This window comes from Propioniciclava soli (assembly GCF_038502305.1).
In the GTDB taxonomy this organism is placed as follows: domain Bacteria; phylum Actinomycetota; class Actinomycetes; order Propionibacteriales; family Propionibacteriaceae; genus Propioniciclava; species Propioniciclava soli.
This window is the reverse complement of sequence record NZ_CP115965.1, coordinates 540,746-558,545: the sequence shown is the minus strand read 5'-3', so window position 1 is coordinate 558,545 and position 17,800 is coordinate 540,746. Positions and strand designations below refer to the sequence as shown.

At 71.7% G+C, this 17,800-nt stretch carries 18 protein-coding genes; 6 read left to right on the top strand and 12 right to left on the bottom strand.

The annotated features are described in order from the left end of the window. Positions 1-3 precede the first annotated feature (3 nt). From ccsB to PCC79_RS02420, 9 genes are all read right to left on the bottom strand, one after another. Positions 4-954, bottom strand: a complete 951-nt coding sequence (gene ccsB, locus PCC79_RS02460; protein WP_232549161.1) for a c-type cytochrome biogenesis protein CcsB — start codon at positions 952-954, stop codon at positions 4-6. After that, positions 954-2,507: a cytochrome c biogenesis protein ResB gene (gene resB, locus PCC79_RS02455; protein ID WP_342372898.1), complete on the bottom strand. Its 1,554-nt coding sequence runs from the start codon at positions 2,505-2,507 to the stop codon at positions 954-956. The genes ccsB and resB overlap by 1 nt, the downstream gene beginning before the upstream one ends. Continuing rightward, the gene (locus PCC79_RS02450; protein WP_342373582.1) at positions 2,507-3,220 is read right to left on the bottom strand and encodes a cytochrome c biogenesis CcdA family protein; all 714 of its coding nucleotides are present in this window, start codon (positions 3,218-3,220) and stop codon (positions 2,507-2,509) included. Before PCC79_RS02450 ends, resB begins: the two co-directional genes overlap by 1 nt. A 47-nt stretch (positions 3,221-3,267) precedes the next feature. Beyond that, the gene (locus tag PCC79_RS02445) at positions 3,268-3,798 is read right to left on the bottom strand and encodes a TlpA disulfide reductase family protein (protein ID WP_342372897.1); all 531 of its coding nucleotides are present in this window, start codon (positions 3,796-3,798) and stop codon (positions 3,268-3,270) included. Between the two features lie 44 nt (positions 3,799-3,842). Further along, on the bottom strand, positions 3,843-4,493 hold the full coding sequence (locus tag PCC79_RS02440; protein WP_342372896.1) for a histidine phosphatase family protein: 651 nt from the start codon (positions 4,491-4,493) through the stop codon (positions 3,843-3,845). 19 nt (positions 4,494-4,512) lie between these two features. Further along, positions 4,513-4,764: a glutaredoxin family protein gene (locus tag PCC79_RS02435; protein ID WP_232549157.1), complete on the bottom strand. Its 252-nt coding sequence runs from the start codon at positions 4,762-4,764 to the stop codon at positions 4,513-4,515. A 4-nt stretch (positions 4,765-4,768) separates the two neighbouring features. Further along, entirely contained in the window at positions 4,769-4,870 is a 102-nt protein-coding gene (locus PCC79_RS02430; protein WP_002550589.1) for a 30S ribosomal protein bS22, read from the bottom strand. 148 nt (positions 4,871-5,018) lie between these two features. Further along, the gene (gene proC, locus PCC79_RS02425; RefSeq protein WP_342372895.1) at positions 5,019-5,822 is read right to left on the bottom strand and encodes a pyrroline-5-carboxylate reductase; all 804 of its coding nucleotides are present in this window, start codon (positions 5,820-5,822) and stop codon (positions 5,019-5,021) included. Next, positions 5,819-6,871, bottom strand: a complete 1,053-nt coding sequence (locus tag PCC79_RS02420; protein ID WP_425325649.1) for an aspartate-semialdehyde dehydrogenase — start codon at positions 6,869-6,871, stop codon at positions 5,819-5,821. Before PCC79_RS02420 ends, proC begins: the two co-directional genes overlap by 4 nt. Positions 6,872-7,107: 236 nt before the next feature. Here PCC79_RS02420 and PCC79_RS02415 point away from each other — a divergent pair, with 236 nt between their 5' ends. Then, the gene (locus PCC79_RS02415; RefSeq protein WP_232549155.1) at positions 7,108-8,541 is read left to right on the top strand and encodes an MFS transporter; all 1,434 of its coding nucleotides are present in this window, start codon (positions 7,108-7,110) and stop codon (positions 8,539-8,541) included. Positions 8,542-8,557: 16 nt separating this feature from the next. Here PCC79_RS02415 and PCC79_RS02410 read toward each other — a convergent pair whose 3' ends face one another. Both PCC79_RS02410 and PCC79_RS02405 read right to left on the bottom strand, forming a co-directional pair. Next, entirely contained in the window at positions 8,558-9,373 is an 816-nt protein-coding gene (locus tag PCC79_RS02410; RefSeq protein ID WP_342372894.1) for a CPBP family intramembrane glutamic endopeptidase, read from the bottom strand. Next, positions 9,370-10,263, bottom strand: coding sequence for a sugar phosphate isomerase/epimerase family protein (locus PCC79_RS02405; RefSeq protein ID WP_425325648.1), 894 nt, complete (start codon positions 10,261-10,263; stop codon positions 9,370-9,372). Before PCC79_RS02405 ends, PCC79_RS02410 begins: the two co-directional genes overlap by 4 nt. A gap of 149 nt (positions 10,264-10,412) precedes the next feature. Here PCC79_RS02405 and PCC79_RS02400 point away from each other — a divergent pair, with 149 nt between their 5' ends. The 5 genes from PCC79_RS02400 to PCC79_RS02380 all read left to right on the top strand — a co-directional run bounded on the left by PCC79_RS02400 (position 10,413) and on the right by PCC79_RS02380 (position 15,109). Continuing rightward, positions 10,413-11,051 (top strand): VOC family protein, encoded by a 639-nt coding sequence (locus PCC79_RS02400; protein WP_342373579.1) that lies wholly within the window; start codon positions 10,413-10,415, stop codon positions 11,049-11,051. 76 nt (positions 11,052-11,127) lie between these two features. Next, positions 11,128-12,531, top strand: a complete 1,404-nt coding sequence (radA, locus tag PCC79_RS02395) for a DNA repair protein RadA (protein WP_342372893.1) — start codon at positions 11,128-11,130, stop codon at positions 12,529-12,531. Between the two features lie 27 nt (positions 12,532-12,558). Next, positions 12,559-13,614, top strand: coding sequence for a DNA integrity scanning diadenylate cyclase DisA (disA, locus tag PCC79_RS02390; RefSeq protein WP_342372892.1), 1,056 nt, complete (start codon positions 12,559-12,561; stop codon positions 13,612-13,614). Next, the gene (locus PCC79_RS02385) at positions 13,611-14,483 is read left to right on the top strand and encodes an A/G-specific adenine glycosylase (RefSeq protein ID WP_232549151.1); all 873 of its coding nucleotides are present in this window, start codon (positions 13,611-13,613) and stop codon (positions 14,481-14,483) included. Before disA ends, PCC79_RS02385 begins: the two co-directional genes overlap by 4 nt. A gap of 116 nt (positions 14,484-14,599) precedes the next feature. After that, on the top strand, positions 14,600-15,109 hold the full coding sequence (locus PCC79_RS02380; RefSeq protein ID WP_342372891.1) for a hypothetical protein: 510 nt from the start codon (positions 14,600-14,602) through the stop codon (positions 15,107-15,109). A 103-nt stretch (positions 15,110-15,212) separates the two neighbouring features. Here PCC79_RS02380 and PCC79_RS02375 read toward each other — a convergent pair whose 3' ends face one another. After that, the gene (locus tag PCC79_RS02375; RefSeq protein ID WP_232549149.1) at positions 15,213-17,732 is read right to left on the bottom strand and encodes an ATP-dependent Clp protease ATP-binding subunit; all 2,520 of its coding nucleotides are present in this window, start codon (positions 17,730-17,732) and stop codon (positions 15,213-15,215) included. Between the last annotated feature and the right edge of the window lie 68 nt (positions 17,733-17,800).

Genomic DNA, 17,800 nt, shown 5'->3' with positions numbered 1-17,800 from the left:
GGCTCAGATGCCGGCGTAGGAGTGCAGGCCGGTCACCAGCAGGTTGATGCCCACGAAGTTGAACCAGAACGTCGCGACGCCGAGGACGGCGAGCCACGCGGCGCGGCGCCCCTTCCAGCCGGCCGTGGCGCGGGCGTGCAGGTAGGCGGCGTAGACGACCCAGGTGATCAGCGACCAGGTCTCCTTCGGGTCCCAGCCCCAGAACCGGCCCCAGGCGTAGTCGGCCCACACGGCGCCGGCCGCGATGGTGAAGGTCCACAGCGGGAACGCGAAGGCGTGGATGCGGTGCGCAAAGACGTCCAAGGCCCGCGCCGACGGCAACTTGTCGACATATCCCCCCACGCGTCCGCGCCGCTCGGCCCGGTCGCGCACCAGGTACAGGATCGACGCGATCGCCCCCAGGTTGAAGGCCGCGCCCGCGATGGCGGCCGCAATGATGTGGACGATGAACCACACCGAGTGCAGGGCCGGCACCAGAGGCGCCACGGCGACGTAGAACACCGTCACGGCGAGCCCCTGACCCACGGTCAGCAGCAGCGTCACCGGCAGCCCCAGCCAGCGCATGCCGAACCGGGTGGCCAGGAGCAGATGGGTGGCCGCCGCCAGCAGGAGCGTCGTGGTGGTGAACTCGTACATGTTGCCCCACGGGAAGCGGTCCGCCGCCACCCCGCGCAGCACGACGCCGATCAGGTGCGTCAGCAGGCCGATGAACGTCAGCGCCAGCCCGATGCGACCGAACAGGTCCACGCGGACCGGCTCGGAGGGGGACCGGGCCGGTTCGGACGCGCCGTGCTCCGGCTCGGGGGCGGCGCGTCCCGATCCTGCCGCGACCAGCACCGGCTCCGCCGCAGGCGCCGCGCTGCGCGCCGAGGCCCACTCCACGGCGTGCGCGCACATGGCGAGCAGGTAGATGACCCAAGACGTCACCATCGCCAAGTTCGACCAGCTCTCCATCAGCCCACTCCCTGTTTGCCGAACAACTCCGCACCAGTGTCCGTCACCGCCGGGGTCTCCGCCAGCTCGGCCACGCCCGCCGCCCGGGCCAACGCGACCACATCGTCCCCGAGGCCCTGGGCCGTGTCGGTGCGGTCCAGCCCGCCGGCCACCACGCGGGTGGTGCCGTCGGCGTCCGCCACCCGCACCCAGAGCCGGCGTGGCCGCACGTACAGGCTCAGCCCCAGCCCGGCGATCGCGAGCAGGATCGACACCGCGGCCAGCCACAACCCCGGCTCGGAACTCACCTGCAGCTTCACCCAGCGTCGCCAGTCCGAGAACTCCACCGTGGAGCCGTCCGGCAGGTCGACGATCTGGCCGGGCGCGAGCCGGAACGCCACGGGGGCACCCTCGGCCGTGGTCATCTGCGCCAGGTCGTCCTTGTTGATCGAGTACACCGACTCGGGCGCCGACGTCTCCTCCCGGGGCGGGCCGGCCCACACCGTGAGGAACAGCTCGGGCACCAACGCGTCGGGGAACACCGAGTGGGGGCCCTGCTCGTCCACCACCGCGGTGGGCAGGAACCAGCCCTCGAGGGCGAGGTACTCGGGCCGGGCGTCCGGCGCCTTGACGACGCCGAGGGAGGAGAAATTGCCGTCCTGGGGCAGGAACACCACCGGCCCGGAGGTGGCGACGTTGCCCTGGGGATCGGTGATCGTGATGACCGGCGCGTAACCGTGACCGATCAGGTGGACGTTGGTGCCGTCGACCCGCAGCGGGTGGTTGACCTCGATGGTGGACGCCTGCGGCTCGGCCCCCGGGTCGGCCGTCCGGACGTCCGCGCGGAACTCGCGCGCCGCGCCGCGCTGCACCGGGCCGGTCTCGAAGGACGCCGTGAACGCGTCGACGAAGATCGTGAAGGGCCGCAACTGCGTCGGGTTGAACGCCGCCCCCGCGCGGAAGTCGTCGTACTGGGTGAGGTTGTTGCTGAACGCCTGGCCCTCGACGACGATCACCTCGCCGCGGTAGCTGGCCAGGGTGTTCCACGCCAGCCCGCCCAGCAGCAGCACGAAGCTGAGGTGGAACACGATGTTGCCGAACTCGCGCAGGTAACCGCGCTCGGCGGCCACCGCGCCCTCCTCGCGCCGCGTCCGGAACCGGCGGGCCCGCAGCCACTGCTCTGCCGCGGCGAGGGCGTCCGGTTCCGAAGCGGTGGTGACACCCTCGGCGTGGGCGGGCAGGCGGTCCAGGCGGGCCGGGGTGCGCGGCGGGGGCGTCCGCACGGCGCGGGCGTACACGGCGATTCGGGGGATGATGCAACCCACCAGGGAGGTGTAGAGCAGCAGGTAGACCGCCGCGAACCAGGGCGAGCCGTACACGTCGAACAGCCCGAGCCGCTCGTACCACTCCCCCAGGCCGGGGTTGTCGGCGATGAAGTCGCTCACGCGGATCGGGTTGACGGGTCGCTGCGGGATGAACGACCCCGGGATGGCCGCGAGCGCGAGGATGAACAGCAGGATCAGTGCGGTGCGCATCGAGGTCAACTGCGTCCAGAACCAGCGCAGCCCCGCCATCAGATCACCAACCCGAAGGCGCTCGCCCACTGCCGGAACACGCCCATCAGGCGGTCCCACAGCCCGGAGATCAGCAGGACGCCGACCGCAACCATCAGCGCCCCACCGAGGCGCTGCAGCACCCCGTGGTTTCGCTTCACCCAGTCCATCGTCGTGGCCATCTTGTCGAACGCCAGCGCCGCGGCCAGGAACGGCAGCCCCAGCCCCAGCGCGTAGGCCAACGCCAGCACGGCCCCGCGCATCGCCGTGCCCTCGTTGAGCGCCAGCGTCAGCACGACGGCGAGCGTCGGGCCGATGCACGGCGTCCAGCCGATGCCGAACACGATGCCGAGCACGGGCGCCGCGGCGATGCCGATACCGGGTGCGGTCGAGATGCGGATGGTGTTCTGACCGAACCGGACGACCCCGGCGAACACCAGCCCGAGCAGGATCGAGACGACGCCGGCCACGATCGTCAGCGGCCGGCTCCACTGCAACAGCAGCGCGCCCAGCCCGCCGAACAGCGCGCCGGTGCTCACGAACACGAGCGCGAACCCGGCGACGAACAGGGTGGTGCCGAGCAGCAGGCGGCCGCGGGGCCCCCGCCCCGAGGTGACCTCCGTCGTGGCCAGCCCGGTCGCGTAGCTGAGGTAACCGGGCAGCAGCGGCAGCACGCACGGGCTGAAGAACGACACCACCCCCGCCACCACGGCCACCGGCAGGGCCAGCACCATCGATCCACCGGCGGCGGAGGCGAACCAGCCCCCGAGGTCGAGCGGCGTCACCGGCCGGCCGCCACGTCGGCCACGAGCCCGGTCAGCGTGCTCTGGGTGGTCTCACCGAGGACGCGCGCGGCGACGCGCCCCTCCGCGTCCACCACCAGCGTGGACGGGATCGCGCTGGCCGGCAGCTGCGCCCCGAACTTCAGCAGCTCGCGTCCGTCGGGGTCGTAGACATTGACGTACGGCACATCGAAGGCACGCACGAACGCCTCCGCCTGGGCCGGGTCGGGGTCGCGGGTGTTGAGGCCGACGAAGACGGCGGTGCCCTCCGTCTCCTCCGCCGCCCCCACCAGGGCCGGCGCCTCCTTGCGGCAGGGGTTGCACCAGCTGCCCCACACGTTGTACACGATCACGGTGCCTGCCAGCTCGGCGGAGTCGAAGGCCGTGCCGTCGAGCAGCTCGCCGGTGATCTGCGGCGCCGGCTGCCGCTGCTCGACCGGCACGATCGTCAGCGACCCGTCACCCCCCACGAATCCACCGGACGCCGTCGGCCCCGCCCCGCAACCGGCCAGCAGCGCCAGCGCGACCACGGACGCCGCTCGCGCCCCCCTGCGTCGCCCCACCGTGGCTGCGCTCACATGCCCGGCCGGAAGATCCGTGCCTTCGGCGGGTACAGGTGGTCGGCCGGCTCGGCGTAGGACACCTTGACGACGCGCGGGCCGTGGAAGTGGAAGCTGGTCACCGATGCGAGGCGGCACTCGCGGGTGATGGGGTTGTGCACGAACGAGCGTCCCTCGGCCGCCAGGCGCGCGATGAAGATCGGCAACTGGTGCGCGACGATGGCCGCCTGGCCCCCCTCACCGGCCGCTACGGCGGCGTCGGCGATGGCTGCGCGCATGCGGGTGGCGACGTCCCGATAGGGCTCACCCCAGCTCGGGAGCAGCGGGTTCCACAGGTAGCGCAGGTTCTTGGGCAGCGCGAGACGCTGGTTGAACCGGCCGAAGCTCTGACCCTCGAGGAGGTTCTCGGCCTCGATGACGCGGTGATCGGTGACGATCTCGAGCTCGGGGTGCGCGGCGGCGATCGGCGCGATCGTCTCCTGGGCCCGCTGCAGCGGCGAGCAGCGCAGGTGGGCGAGCGGCACGTCGGCGAAGTGCTCCCCCAGCGCCGCGGCCATCTGGTGGCCGAGGGCGCTGAGGCCGTAGCCCTCGGCGCGGCCGTAGAGGATGTGATCGGGGTTCTCCACCTGCCCGTGACGGCAGACGTGGACGACGGTGGAGGTCATGCCTCACAGGATAGCGGGCTCATCCGACAGCCTCGCGCAGGCGTCCGGCATCGACGAACCACAAGGAGTGTTGCGCGCCGTCCACGAAGGTGACGGGCACGTGATCGGTGTAGCGGGCCCGCAGTTCGGGGTCCGCATCCACGTCAACGGCCTGCCAGGAGATTCCCCTCTCCCGACAGACCGTCTCGACGGCGACGAGCGCATCGTCGCAGAGGTGGCACCCCTCGCGCGTCACGACCACCACGCGGGCGGACGTCAGTGCGGGGTGCACGGCCTCACTTGCCAGCGCGGCGGCGCTGGATGCGCGTCTTCTTCAGCAGCTTGCGGTGCTTCTTCTTCGCCATCCGCTTGCGACGCTTCTTGATGACCGAACCCACGTGTGTCTCCTCGTGCCGCGGCGCGGGCGCGCCGGACGGCTGTGAAATCCCAGTTGATCGCCGGCCCCAGTGGCCGGCCAAGAAGCCCAATCCTACCGGCCCCGGCGCGGGCGGCAAAACCGCGTCCGAGGGGGCCGCACCGGCCCGGTCAGCCCTGGCGGCCCAGCTCGGCGGAGCGATCCCGCGCCGCCTCCATGGCCGCCATGAACGCGGCCTTGACGCTGCGCTCCTCGAGATGGCGCAGCGCTGCGGCGGTCGTGCCGGCGGGCGACGTCACGCGTTCCCGCAGCAGGTTGGGGTGCTCGCCGGTCTCGACGAGCAGCTTCGCCGAGCCGAAGACGGTCTGCGTCACCAGGGCGGTGGCCGTGTCGCGCGGCAGGCCCAGCTGGACCCCGGCGTCGATCATCGCCTCCACCACGAAGAACATGTAGGCCGGTCCCGAACCGGAGATGGCCGTGACGGCGTCCTGGTAGCGCTCGGGGACCACCAGCGCCCGGCCGACGGCCCCCATGACACCCACCACCTGGTCGAGGTCGGACGCCGACGCGTGCGCCCCCGCCGACACCGCGGCCATCCCCTCCGAGACCTGCGCGGGCGTGTTGGGCATCACCCGGACGACCGGGGTGCCGTCCGGCAGGCCAGCCTCGAGCTTCTCCGTGGTGACGCCCGCGCACAGGCTCACCACGAGGGCGCCGGGGCGCAGCGACTCCGCGATCTCGGGCAGCACCTCGCCCACGTCCTGCGGCTTCACCACGAGGACGACCGTGTCGGCCAGCGCCGTGGCCGGGCCGTTGTCGAGCGTCCTGACGCCGTAGCGCCCCTCGATCTCCTGGCGGCGGGCCTCGCGGCGATCGGCGGCCACCAGGTCCGTCGGGTGCCAGCCCGAGCGGAGTAGACCGGCCAACAGGGTCTCGCCCATGACACCGGTGCCGATGACGGCGAGCGTGCTCACCGCGCCGCACCCAGCTGCGCCGCCCCCAGCCGGGCCGCCACGAGCTCGGCCACCTGGATCGCGTTGAGGGCGGCGCCCTTGCGGAGGTTGTCGCCGGAGACGAACAGGATCAGGCCGCGTCCGTCGGGCACCGCCTGGTCGGCCCGGATGCGCCCCACGAAGACGGGGTCGGCGCCGGCCGCGCGGCGCGGCGTCGGCACATCGGCCAACACGACGCCGGGGGCGTCCGCCAACAGGGCGCGGGCGTCCTCGGGCGTGATCGGCTCGGCGAACTCGGCGTGGATGCTCAGGCTGTGGCCCGAGAACACCGGCACGCGCACGCAGGTGCCGGAGACCGCCAGCTCGGGCAGGTGCAGGATCTTGCGGGACTCGTTGCGGAGCTTCTGCTCCTCGTCGGTCTCCCCCGAGCCGTCGTCGACGATGCTGCCGGCGAGCGGTACGACGTTGTGGGCGATGGGTGCGACGTAGGGCGCCGGGTCACCCTCACTGAGGGCCGAGCCGTCGAGGGCCAGCACCCGGGGGTCCTCGATCGCGCCGATCTGGTCGGCGAGGGCGGCCACGCCCTTCACCCCCGAGCCGGAGACGGCCTGGTACGTGGCCACGGTCAGCCGGGTCAGGATGGCGCGGTCGTGCAGCGGCTTGAGCACCGGCATGGCCGCCATGGTGGTGCAGTTCGGGTTGGCGATGATGCCCTTGGGCGGGTTCTCGGCGTCCTCGGGGTTGACCTCGCTGACGACCAGCGGCACGTCGGGGTCCTTGCGCCAGGCCGAGCTGTTGTCGATGACGACGGCGCCGGCCGCGGCGACCCGGGGGGCGTAGTCGCGGCTCATCGTGGCCCCGGCCGACATCACGGCGATGTCGAGCCCGGAGAAGTCGGCGGTGGCGGTGTCCTCGACCATGATCTCGGTGTCGCGCCACGGCAGGGTGGTGCCCGCCGACTTCGCCGAGCTGAAGTAGCGGATCTCGTCGACGGGGAAGGAGCGCTCCGCCAGGAGCGTCCGCATGACCTGTCCGACCTGGCCGGTCGCACCGAAAACACCAACACGCATGGCGGCCAGCCTACCGCCGGACCGTCGTCCGGTTGCTCCGGGTTCCACCGACGCCGGGGGCGTCCCCCGGATTCGCTGAATCGCACCAGCGCTCCACTGAAACGCATGAGGAAAGTCGACGGCGGACTTGCACCGTGCAACCCGAGTCATGGGCGGGCGCTCGGGCCGGCACATCTCCTAGGGTCGAAACATCAAAGTTGAACGGGGCCAACGTTGGCCCGAGGAGAGAGATTCAGATGACTGAGACAGGCTCCACCGTGGCCCCCGAGCGGCGCCACGTCCGCCCCTTCGGGATGCGGGACAAGGTCGGCTACATGTTCGGTGACTTCGGCAACGACATGACCTTCATGATCCAGGCCTTCTTCATGCTGGTGTACTTCACCCGCGTGGTGGGCATCGATCCGCTGCACATCGGCGCGCTGGTCGCCGGCGTCCGCGTGCTGGACGCCTTCACCGACGTCGGCATGGGCCGGCTGGTGGACACCATGCGCCCGGCCCGCGACGGCAAGTTCAAGCCGTGGATCCGCCGGATCGCGATCCCGGTCGCGCTCAGCTCGGCGCTGCTGTTCCAGCCGTTCATCGCCGACTGGGCGTACGGCGCGAAGCTCGCCTGGATGATCGGCTTCTACATTTTGTGGGGCTCTGTCTTCTACACCGCCATCAACATTCCCTACGGCTCGATGGCCTCGGTGATTTCGGATCGCGCCGAGCACCGGGCCGAATTGTCCGTGTGGCGTTCCACCGGCGCCCAGCTCGCCTTCCTGCTGGTCTCCACCGCTATGCCGCTCGTCGTGTTCGACGGCCCGAACGTGCTGGCCGACCGCTTCGGCCTGGCCGCGATCCTGATGGCCGTCATGGCCGTGGTCTTCTACGCGTTGCTCTACTTCAACGTCGAGGAGCGGGTGGTCGTGCCCCCCAAGCCCGCCGGCGAGCGAATGGGCTTCTTCAAGCTGATGGGCTCGCTGTTCACCAACCGCGCCCTGCTCGCCATCGTGGTGGCCGCCCTGCTCCTGCTGCTGGGCAACCTCTTCAACGGCCAGGTCGCCTCGTTCCTCTACCTCGACTACTTCGGCCAGGGCCAGCTCCAATCGATCGCGTCGCTGGCGGCGACGCTGCCGGCCTTCGTGCTCGTGGTCGTCACCGCCCCGCTCGTGCGCCGGTTCGGCAAGACCGAGATGGGCATCGTCGGCGTGGCCCTCTATGTCGGCGGCATGCTGGCCAACTACTTCCTGCGCCCCGCCTTCCCCGTCTTCGTGGTGCTGTTCGCGATCGCGTCCTTCGGCCTGGCGGTGTTCAACTTCCTCATCTGGGCCTTCATCGTCGACGTGATCGACTACCAGGAGGTCCGCTCCGGCCAGCGCGACGACGGCACCGTGTACGCCCTGTACAGCTGGGCCCGCAAGATGGGGCAGGCGGCGTCCTCGCTGCTCGGCGGCATCGGCCTCACGGCCATCGGCTACCAGGCCACCGCCGCCCAGCAGACCCCCGAGACCATCGAGGGCATCTGGATGCTGTTCAACCTCGTGCCGGCGCTGTTCCTGCTCGGCACGCTGCTGGTGCTGATCTTCTGGTACCCGCTGCGCAAGAACGTCGTCCGCGAGAACGAGGCCATCCTGGCCGAGCGTCGCGCGGCGGTGCCCGGCACGGTGGCGGCGGACGCCGCCGAGTGAGGGGTCTGAACCGGTCTCAGAGCCAGTCGAGATACGGCGCGAGCAGCGCGTAGCCGATGAAGCTCACCAGGTCGAGGATCGTGTGGGCCACCACCAGCGGCATCACCCGCCCCCACCGCCGGTACAGGTAGCCGAACACCAGGCCCATCACGATGTTGCCGAGGAAGCCACCGAACCCCTGGTAGAGGTGGTAGGCCCCGCGGATCACCGCACTGACCGCGATGCCCACCCACGGCGACCACCGCAGCTGGTCGAAGCGCCGCAGGAGGAACGCCAGCATGACGACCTCCTCCAGCACGCCGTTCATCACCGCGAAGCCCGCGAGCACGGGCACCGTCCACCAGTTCTCCGCGAGGTTCGCCGGAGCGACGTTGGTGTTGATGCCCAGCTCGCGGGCCGCGACGTAGAACGCCAGCCCCGGGATGCCGATCAGGGCCGCGGCCCCGAAGCCGCGGGCCAGGTCGGGGCCCGGGCGGCGCAGGTCGTAGCCGATCGAGTCCCGGTCGCCGGTCAGCCGCAGCAGGTAGAGGGCGACCGCGACGGCCACGAGCGGGAACCCGATGCCCGCCACCTGGTAGGCCAGGTCGAGCCAGCTCCGGTCGGGCGTGACGGAGTTGTTGATCGTGGTGGTCTGCTGGTTGAGCGGGACGTCGCGCGTCGACTTCTCGATGATCGACAGGATCGAGTAGACCGCCGAGCGGCCCAACGAGAACCCGAGCACCAACAGCACGTCGAGGCCCGGACGCCACGCCTGCGGTTGGAACGCCACCGCGGCGGGCCCGGACGCCGCGGCCGTCGGCGTCCCGGCCGGATCGACGGGGGGCACGCTCACGCGGGCACCGTCTGCCCCAGGTGGGCGCGCGTCCAGGCCAGCACGTCGGCCAGCGCCTCCTCGCGGTTGCGGCGCGAGCCGATCGTGCGGGTGTTGACCTCGAGCACGACGTGCCCGGCGAACCCGCGCGCGGCCAACCCTTCCAGCAACTCCGCGGCCCGCTGATCGCCCTCACCGGGGAACAGGTGGGCGTCCTTGACCGTGCCGTCCCCGTCGGTCAGGTGCACGTGGGCCAGCCGGTCGCCCCAAGCGTCCACCAGCTCCAGCGAGGACTGCCGGCTCGTGGAGGCGTGGGACAGGTCGAGGGTGAGGTGGTCGTAGTCGCGTTCCGTGGGATCCCAACTCGGCGAATAGGCCCGCACCTCGCTGCCGCCCGGGCCGCGCCACGGAAACATGTTCTCGACGGCGAAGATGATGCCGGTCGTGCGCTCCAGGCGTCGGACGCCCTCGACGAAGCCCTTGGCGTAGCCCCGTTGCCAGCGAAACGGCGGGTGGACGACGACCGTGTCGGCCCCGAGGCGTCCGGCCGCGACGGCCGAGCGCTCGAGCTTCTCCCAGGGGTCGTTGCCCCACGTCCCCTGCGTGACGAGCAGGGTGGGGGCGTGGACGGACAGGACGGGGACCTGGTGGTAGTCGCGCAGGTCGACGAGGGCGTCCACGTCGCGGGAGACCGGGTCGATGCCCACCATCACCTCCACGCCGTCGTAGTCGAGGCGTCCGGCCAGCTCGAAGCAGCTGGCCGTCGTCTCCGGGTAGACCGAGGAGGTCGACAGGCCCACCAGGCTCCGCGGGGCCGGCGACTCCTGCGCGGGTGGGGGCACGGCATCACCGCTCGTCCGCGGGTCCTGGCTCGTGGTGCGGCCGTCGCTCGTCTCGCGCTCGTGCGTCACGCGCCCAGCATAGAGCCGACCTCGGGGGGCCGGCCGCGTCCGGCCCGACCGGGGTGACCGATCAGAAGTCTCCACGTCGTGACACCCCTTCCCACTGAGGGGTTCGGCGTCGATTTGGCGGGGAGCCGGGCATGGTCTTCAATGAACTCATGCGGTTGTCGAACCTGTCCTTCGCCGCTGGACCCGAGGGTCTCGCGGCGGCCGTGTCACGTCTGGAGGACGCTCTCGGCACGCCCTTCCGTGACGGCGGCTTCCACCCGAGCTTCGGCACGCGCAACAACATCCTCCCCATCCAGGGTCATCGTTACCTCGAGGTCGTGGAGGTGCTCGAGCACCCCGCCGCCGAGAAGGCCGTGTTCGGCCAGGCCGTGCGGGCGAGAACCGAGATGGGTGGCGGCTGGTTCGCCTGGGTCATCGAGGTGGACGACATGGCCTCGGTGGAGAGTCGACTCGGCCGTGAGGCGGCCCACGGCAGCCGGCAGTTCCCGGACGGCCGTCGGCTGGAGTGGGAGCAGATCGGCGTCCGCGGCCTGATGGCCGACTCCCAGCTCCCCTTCTTCGTCTCCTGGGTGAGCGAGCCCGAACTGCGCCCCAGCGCCCTGCCCGCCGCCGACGTCGAGATCGTCGAGATCCGACTCTCCGGCAGCTCCGAGCGGGTCGCCGAGTGGCTGGGCACCGATCTGGCCGACACCTTCGACGGCGTCACCCTCACCTTCGACGCCCCCCACGGGATGCCCGGCATCGAGGCGGTCACGTTCCGCTGCCCCCAGGGCATCGTCACCATCTGACCCCCGCCCGGCGTGCCCGGCAGGACGGGCCGCCCGCCGACGCGTTTTGTCACAGGGGCCCCGTAGCGTGGGGGGCATGGCGAAGAACGCGACGATCCACCGCTGCTCGGAGTGCGGGTGGGAGACCCCCCGGTGGGCCGGGCGCTGCGGCCGCTGCCAGGCGTGGGGCAGCCTCAGCGAGGTGGCGCCCGCCGCCACGGCCCGGGTGGCGACGAGCCGCCCCGCCACCTCGGCGCGGCCCATCACCGAGGTCACTGCCCAGGAGGCGCGCGGCATTCCCACCGGGATCGGGGAGCTCGACCGCGTGTTGGGGGCGGGCCTGACGCCCGGTTCGGTCGTGCTGCTGGGCGGGGAGCCCGGCGTCGGCAAGTCCACCCTCCTGCTGGAGGCGGCGGCCCGCTGGGCGGCCGGTGGGCGCCGGACGCTCTACGTCACCGCCGAGGAGTCCGCGGCCCAGGTGCGGCTGCGGGCGGACCGGACGGACGCCCTGCACCCCGAGCTGTATCTCGCGGCGGAGTCCGACCTCGGCGTCGTGCTGGGGCACGTCGAGGAGCTCGCCCCCACCCTGCTGGTGATCGACTCCGTGCAGACGGTGACCGCCCCGGGCACCGAGGGGGTGCCGGGCGGTGTCACCCAGGTGCGCGAGGTGACGTCCGCCCTCGTCCGCGTCGCGAAGCGGCGTGGGATGGCCGTCCTCATCATCGGCCACGTGACCAAGGAGGGGTCGCTCGCGGGGCCCCGCACCCTGGAGCACCTGGTGGATGTGGTGCTGTCCTTCGACGGTGACACCCACGGCACGTTCCGCATGGTGCGGGCCACCAAGAACCGCTATGGCCCGGCCGACGAGGTCGGCTGCTTCGAGATGGCCGCCGACGGCATCCGCGAGGTGAGTGACCCGTCGGGGCTGTTCACGTCGGACGGCGCGGTGGCCCCCGGCACGTGCACCACGGTGACGCTGCAGGGCCGGCGTCCGCTGCTCACCGAGGTGCAGGCGCTCGTCGTGCCCTCGCACCTGCAGAGCCCGCGTCGCATCAGCACCGGCGTCGACCCGGGCCGGCTCGCCATGACGCTGGCGGTGCTGCAGCGTCACGGGCAGGTGAAACTGCACACGCGTGACGTGTACGCCTCAACGGTGGGCGGCGGGCGGGTCGACGACCCGGCGGGCGACCTGGCGACCGCGCTCGCGGTGGCCTCGGCGGTGCGCAACGAGTCGACGGTGCAGCGCCTCGTGGCCCTGGGCGAGGTGAGCCTCGCGGGAGAAATCCGCCCGGTCCCCGGTCTGGCCCGTCGCCTCGACGAGGCCGCCCGCCTGGGCATCGGCCTCGCCCTGGTTCCGCCGGGCGCCGGGGCGGCCCGCGTCCAGCCCGGCGGCGGCCTGCGGGTGGTCGAGGTCGCGACGCTGGCGGACGCCCTCCGCGCGGCCCTGGCGCCGGAGGGGGGCGCCGTCATCCCCCTCAGGCCGCGCCGTGGTGCCCGGTAGGATGGCGGGCACCGACCCCCTGAGGAGGTGGCACCGCTGAGCACCGCCCCCCTGCCCCGCGTCCTGCCCTCGCTCGCCCCGGGCACCGTGCTGCGCGACGGGCTCGACCGCATCGTCCACGGTCACACCGGCGCCCTCGTGGTGCTCGGCAGCAATCCCGCGCTCGAGGCCCTCTCCACCGGCGGGTTCACGATCGACGTGCCCCTGACCTCCACCGCCCTGCGGGAGCTCGCGAAGATGGACGGCGCGATCGTGCTCTCCACCGGGCTCGACCGCATCCTGGCCGCGGCCGTACACCTCTCCCCCTCCGCCGACCCCCCGACCACCGAGACCGGCACCCGGCACCGCACGGCCGAGCGGGTGGCCCTGGAGACCGGCCTGGAGGTGGTGACGGTGTCGGCGTCCATGGGGACGATCTCGGTCTTCGCCGGTTCCGGCCGTGAGCTCGTGCCGCGCCCCGACCAGCTGATCGACCGCGCCACGCAGGCCATCGGCGCGCTGGCGGCCCACCGCGTCCGCCTCTTCGACTCCCTGGATCGCCTCACGGCGCGCGAAGTGACCCATGCCGTCACGCTCCGCGACCTCGCGCAGGTGGCCCAGCGGTTCGAGATGATCAACCGGGTGGCCGACGAGGCGACCGCGCTCGTGAGCGGCCTGGGTGCCGATGGCCGCCTCGTCTCGCTGCAGCTGCGCGACCTCACCGAGGACCTCACCCCGCTGGCGTCCCTCGTGCAACGCGACTACGTCCCCGACGGGTCCGAGTCGCTGCTGCTGGCCGGCTTGGGCACCCTGCACGACCCGGAACTGTTCGACGTGGTGCTGGTGGGCCGCTCACTCGGCTTCCCCGATGCCGTGCACCTCGACTCCCCGCTCGCCCCCAAGGGCTACCGGCAGCTCGCCGGCATCCGCAAGCTGCCGGCTGGCGTCAGCGCCCGCATCGTGGAGCGGTTCGGCGACCTGGCGGGCGTGTATGCGGCCTCACAGGTCGAGCTGCTGGGGGTCGACGAGGTGACGCCCGAGGTCGCCCGGGCGGTGCGCGACGGTCTCGCCACGATCGCCGAACGGGTGCTGTCGGCCCAGTGAACCGCGCCGACGTCGCGGCCCGCGTCATCGCGTGGTTCGCCGCCCACGCCCGTCCCCTGCCCTGGCGCGAGCCCGATGCCGGCCCGTGGGCCGTGCTCGTCAGCGAGTTCATGCTGCAGCAGACACCGGTCGCACGCGTGCTGCCGCAGTACGCGGCCTGGCTGGAACGCTGGCCGACGCCCACCGCGCTGGCCGACGACGAGCCGGCGGACGCCGTGCGCGCCTGGGGTCGCCTCGGCTACCCGCGCCGGGCCCAGCGGCTCCACGCCGCGGCCACGGCGATCCGCGACCACCACGGCGGCGCGGTGCCCGCCGACCACGACGCCCTGCTGGCCCTGCCCGGAGTCGGCGCCTACACGGCGGCGGCGGTCGCCTCGTTCGGGTTCGGGCAGCGCCACGTCGTCCTCGACACCAACGTGCGCCGCGTGCTCGCCCGGCTCGAGGGCGGCCAGGCCTTTCCGCCCGCCTCGCTCACCCGGGCCGAGGTCACGCGGGCCCAGTCGTGGCTGCCGGACGACCCCGCGCAGGCGGCGGCCTGGGCCGCGGCGTCCATGGAACTCGGTGCCCTCGTGTGCACGGCCGACTCCCCGGCCTGCGAGCGGTGCCCGGTGGCGGACGCCTGCGCGTGGCTGCGGGCGGGCCGGCCGGCGTGGGACGGCCCACCGCGCCGGGGTCAGACCTACGCCGGCACCGACCGGCAGTGCCGCGGCGTCCTGCTCGGGGTGCTGCGCGCGGCGGACGCCGGCGTCCCCCGCGCCCAGCTGCTGGCGGCGTGGCCGGCCGATGCCGCGCAGGCCGAGCGTGCGCTGGCGTCCCTGATCACCGACGGGCTGGCCCGCTCCCGCGGTGACGGCACGATCAGCCTCTGACGCCCCGCCGCGGGTCGCCTTCACGCGCCCCGGCACGCGGGCCGTTAGGCTGGGGGCGTCCACGCCGAGCGTCCCCGCCCCCGGGGGCGCCTTCCGACTGAAGGGTCTGCACCACCATGAGCAACGAACCGCAGGACCGTCCTGCCGACGAGCACGCCTCGCCGACCTTCCGCCCCGCGGAGACCAACCCCTACAGCGATCGCCACGACGAGCAGCTCTACGCCGAGCCGGATCAGCCGTCCGAGGAACAGCAGGGTTCCAGCGCCTGGCAGCAGCCCGAGGCGCCCGCGGCCTGGCAGCAGCAGCAGGGCTACCAGCCCGCCCCGGCCTACGGTCAGGGTTACCCGCAGGGCTACGCCGGCGGTTACGCACAGCCCGAGCACCCGCAGGCCACCACCATCTTGATTCTCGGCATCGTCGGCTTGTTCGTGGCGGTCACCGGCCCGTTCGCGTGGGTCATGGGCAACAAGGCCCGCCGCGAGGTCGCCGCCGGGCAGTTCGCTCCGAGCACCAGCCTCACCGTGGGGTGGGTGCTGGGCATCATCTCCTCGATCTACCTCGCCGTCATGGCGCTGTTCCTGGTGCTCATGATCGTGTCGTTCGGGCTGCTCGCCGCCAACGGCTGATCCTCGCGGGCGCCCCACCGCGTCCCCCGACCACGACGAGGCCCCCGGCACCCACAGGTGCCGGGGGCCTCGTCATGCCCGGACGTCCAGCGCTTCCGCGCCCTCAGCCCTCGTTCGGGCCGGCCAACTCGGCCGGGGCGTGATCGGGCAGTTCGCCGCGCGGCTCACCCGCGAAGGTGAACGGCAGCTCCGCGCCCTCCTCGGCCACGTCGACCACCACGATCTCGCCGGGGTGCAGATCCCCGAACAGAATCTTCTCGGCCAGGATGTCCTCGATGTCGCGCTGGATCGCGCGACGCAGCGGCCGGGCACCCAGAACGGGGTCGAACCCGCGCTTCGCGATCAGCGACTTGGCCGCATCGGTCAGCACGATGCCCATGTCGCGATCCTTCAGACGACCCTCGATCTCGGCGACCATGAGATCCACGATGCGCTCGATGTCGGTCTGGGTCAGCTGGTGGAAGACGACGATTTCGTCGACGCGGTTCAGGAACTCGGGGCGGAAGTGCTGCTTCAGCTCGTCCGACACCTTGGCCTTCATCTGCTCATAGCCGCCGACCGGGTCGTCGCTGCGACTGAAGCCCAGGTTGACCGACTTCGAAATGTCGCGCGTGCCGAGGTTGGTGGTCATGACGATGACCGTGTTCTTGAAATCGACCACGCGACCCTGGGCATCCGTGAGACGCCCCTCGTCGAGGATCTGCAGCAGCGAGTTGAAGATGTCGGGGTGCGCCTTTTCGATCTCGTCGAACAGCACCACGCTGAACGGCTTGCGCCGCACCTTCTCGGTCAGCTGGCCACCCTCCTCGTACCCCACGTAACCGGGGGGCGAGCCGAACATCCGCGACGCGGTGTGCTTCTCGGAGTACTCGCTCATGTCGAGGGTGATGAGCGCGTCCTCGTCACCGAACAGGAATTCGGTCAGCGCCTTCGTCAACTCGGTCTTGCCGACACCCGAGGGGCCGGCGAAGATGAACGAGCCCGACGGACGACGCGGGTCCTTCAGACCCGCCCGCGTCCGGCGGATGGAACGCGACAGCGCCTTCACCGCGTCGTCCTGCCCGATGTAGCGCTTGCCGATCTCCGCCTCCATGTTCAGCAGGCGGCTCGACTCCTCCTCGGTGAGCTTGAAGACCGGGATGCCGGTGGCGCTGGAGAGCACCGCGGCGATCTCCTCCTCACCGACCTCCGCGGGCACACCGGAGTCACCGTTCTTCCACTGCTCCTCCTTGGCCTGGCGCTCGCCGAGCAGCTTCTTCTCGTCGTCGCGCAGGCTCGCGGCCCGCTCGAAGTCCTGCCCGTCGATCGCCGCCTCCTTGGCCGAACGCACCTCCGCGATCTTCGTGTCCAGCTCGCGCAGATCCGGCGGCGCGGTCATGCGCTTGATGCGCAGCCGGGCGCCGGCCTCGTCGATCAGGTCGATCGCCTTGTCGGGCAGGAAGCGATCCGAGATGTACCGGTCGGCCATCTGGGCGGCGGCCGTCAGCGCGCCGTCGGTGATCGTGATCCGGTGGTGCGCCTCGTACCGGTCACGCAATCCCCGGAGAATCTCGATGGTGAGCGCGATGGACGGCTCGGCCACCTGGATGGGCTGGAAGCGGCGCTCGAGCGCGGCGTCCTTCTCGATGTGCTTGCGGTACTCATCCAGCGTCGTGGCACCGATCGTCTGCAGCTCACCCCGGGCCAGCATGGGCTTCAGGATGGACGCGGCGTCGATGGCACCCTCGGCGGCACCGGCGCCGACGAGCGTGTGGATCTCGTCGATGAACAGCACGATGTCGCCGCGGGTCTTGATCTCCTTCAGCACCTTCTTCAGGCGCTCCTCGAAGTCGCCGCGGTACCGCGACCCGGCGACCAGCGCGCCGAGGTCGAGGGTGTAGATCTGCTTGTTGCGCAGCGTCTCGGGCACGTCACCGCGCACGATCTGCTGCGCCAACCCCTCGACGCAGGCCGACTTGCCGACGCCGGGCTCGCCGATCAGCACGGGGTTGTTCTTGGTGCGGCGGGACAACACGGTCATGACGCGCTCGATCTCCGTCTCGCGGCCGATGACGGGATCCAGCTTGTTCTCGCGCGCAGCCTGGGTCAGGTTGCGGCCGAACTGGTCGAGAATCGTCTGGTTGCCCTGCTGCGGCGGCGCCTCCGGCGCGCCCGCGGTGGAGGGCTTCTCGCCCCCGGCGTTGCCCTGGAAGCCGCTGAGCAGCTGCAGCACCTGGTTGCGCACGCGGTTGAGGTCCGCGCCCAGCTTGATGAGCACCTGGGCGGCGACGCCCTCGCCCTCGCGGATCAGGCCCAACAGAATGTGCTCGGTGCCGATGTAGGGGTGGTTGAGCTGCAGCGCCTCGCGCATGCTCAGCTCCAGCACCTTCTTGGCCCGCGGCGTGAACGGGATGTGACCCATGGGCGCCTGTTCGCCGTGCCCGATGATCTCCTCCACCTGGGCGCGGACGGCCTCCAGCGAAATGCCGAGCGACTCGAGCGCCTTCGCGGCCACGCCCTCACCCTCGTGGATGAGGCCCAGCAGCAGGTGCTCGGTGCCGATGTAGTTGTGGTTCAGCATGCGGGCCTCGTCCTGGGCCAGGACGATGACGCGCCGCGCGCGGTCGGTGAACCGGTCGAACATGAGCTCTCCTTCTCCTCCGACCCACCAAGGTCGGGGTGCCCCCGACGGAGTCCGGGGACGTCTTCAGT

Excerpts from the sequence above, each read along its gene's own strand:
- ccsB (WP_232549161.1), bottom strand. The coding sequence starts at position 954 with ATGGAGAGCTGGTCGAACTTGGCGATGGTGACGTCTTGGGTCATCTAC.
- resB (WP_342372898.1), bottom strand. The coding sequence starts at position 2,507 with ATGGCGGGGCTGCGCTGGTTCTGGACGCAGTTGACCTCGATGCGCACC.
- PCC79_RS02450 (WP_342373582.1), bottom strand. The coding sequence starts at position 3,220 with ATGGTGCTGGCCCTGCCGGTGGCCGTGGTGGCGGGGGTGGTGTCGTTC.
- PCC79_RS02440 (WP_342372896.1), bottom strand. The coding sequence starts at position 4,493 with ATGACCTCCACCGTCGTCCACGTCTGCCGTCACGGGCAGGTGGAGAAC.
- PCC79_RS02420 (WP_425325649.1), bottom strand. The coding sequence starts at position 6,871 with ATGCGTGTTGGTGTTTTCGGTGCGACCGGCCAGGTCGGACAGGTCATG.
- PCC79_RS02415 (WP_232549155.1), top strand. The coding sequence starts at position 7,108 with ATGACTGAGACAGGCTCCACCGTGGCCCCCGAGCGGCGCCACGTCCGC.
- PCC79_RS02400 (WP_342373579.1), top strand. The coding sequence starts at position 10,413 with ATGCGGTTGTCGAACCTGTCCTTCGCCGCTGGACCCGAGGGTCTCGCG.
- radA (WP_342372893.1), top strand. The coding sequence starts at position 11,128 with ATGGCGAAGAACGCGACGATCCACCGCTGCTCGGAGTGCGGGTGGGAG.
- PCC79_RS02380 (WP_342372891.1), top strand. The coding sequence starts at position 14,600 with ATGAGCAACGAACCGCAGGACCGTCCTGCCGACGAGCACGCCTCGCCG.
- PCC79_RS02375 (WP_232549149.1), bottom strand. The coding sequence starts at position 17,732 with ATGTTCGACCGGTTCACCGACCGCGCGCGGCGCGTCATCGTCCTGGCC.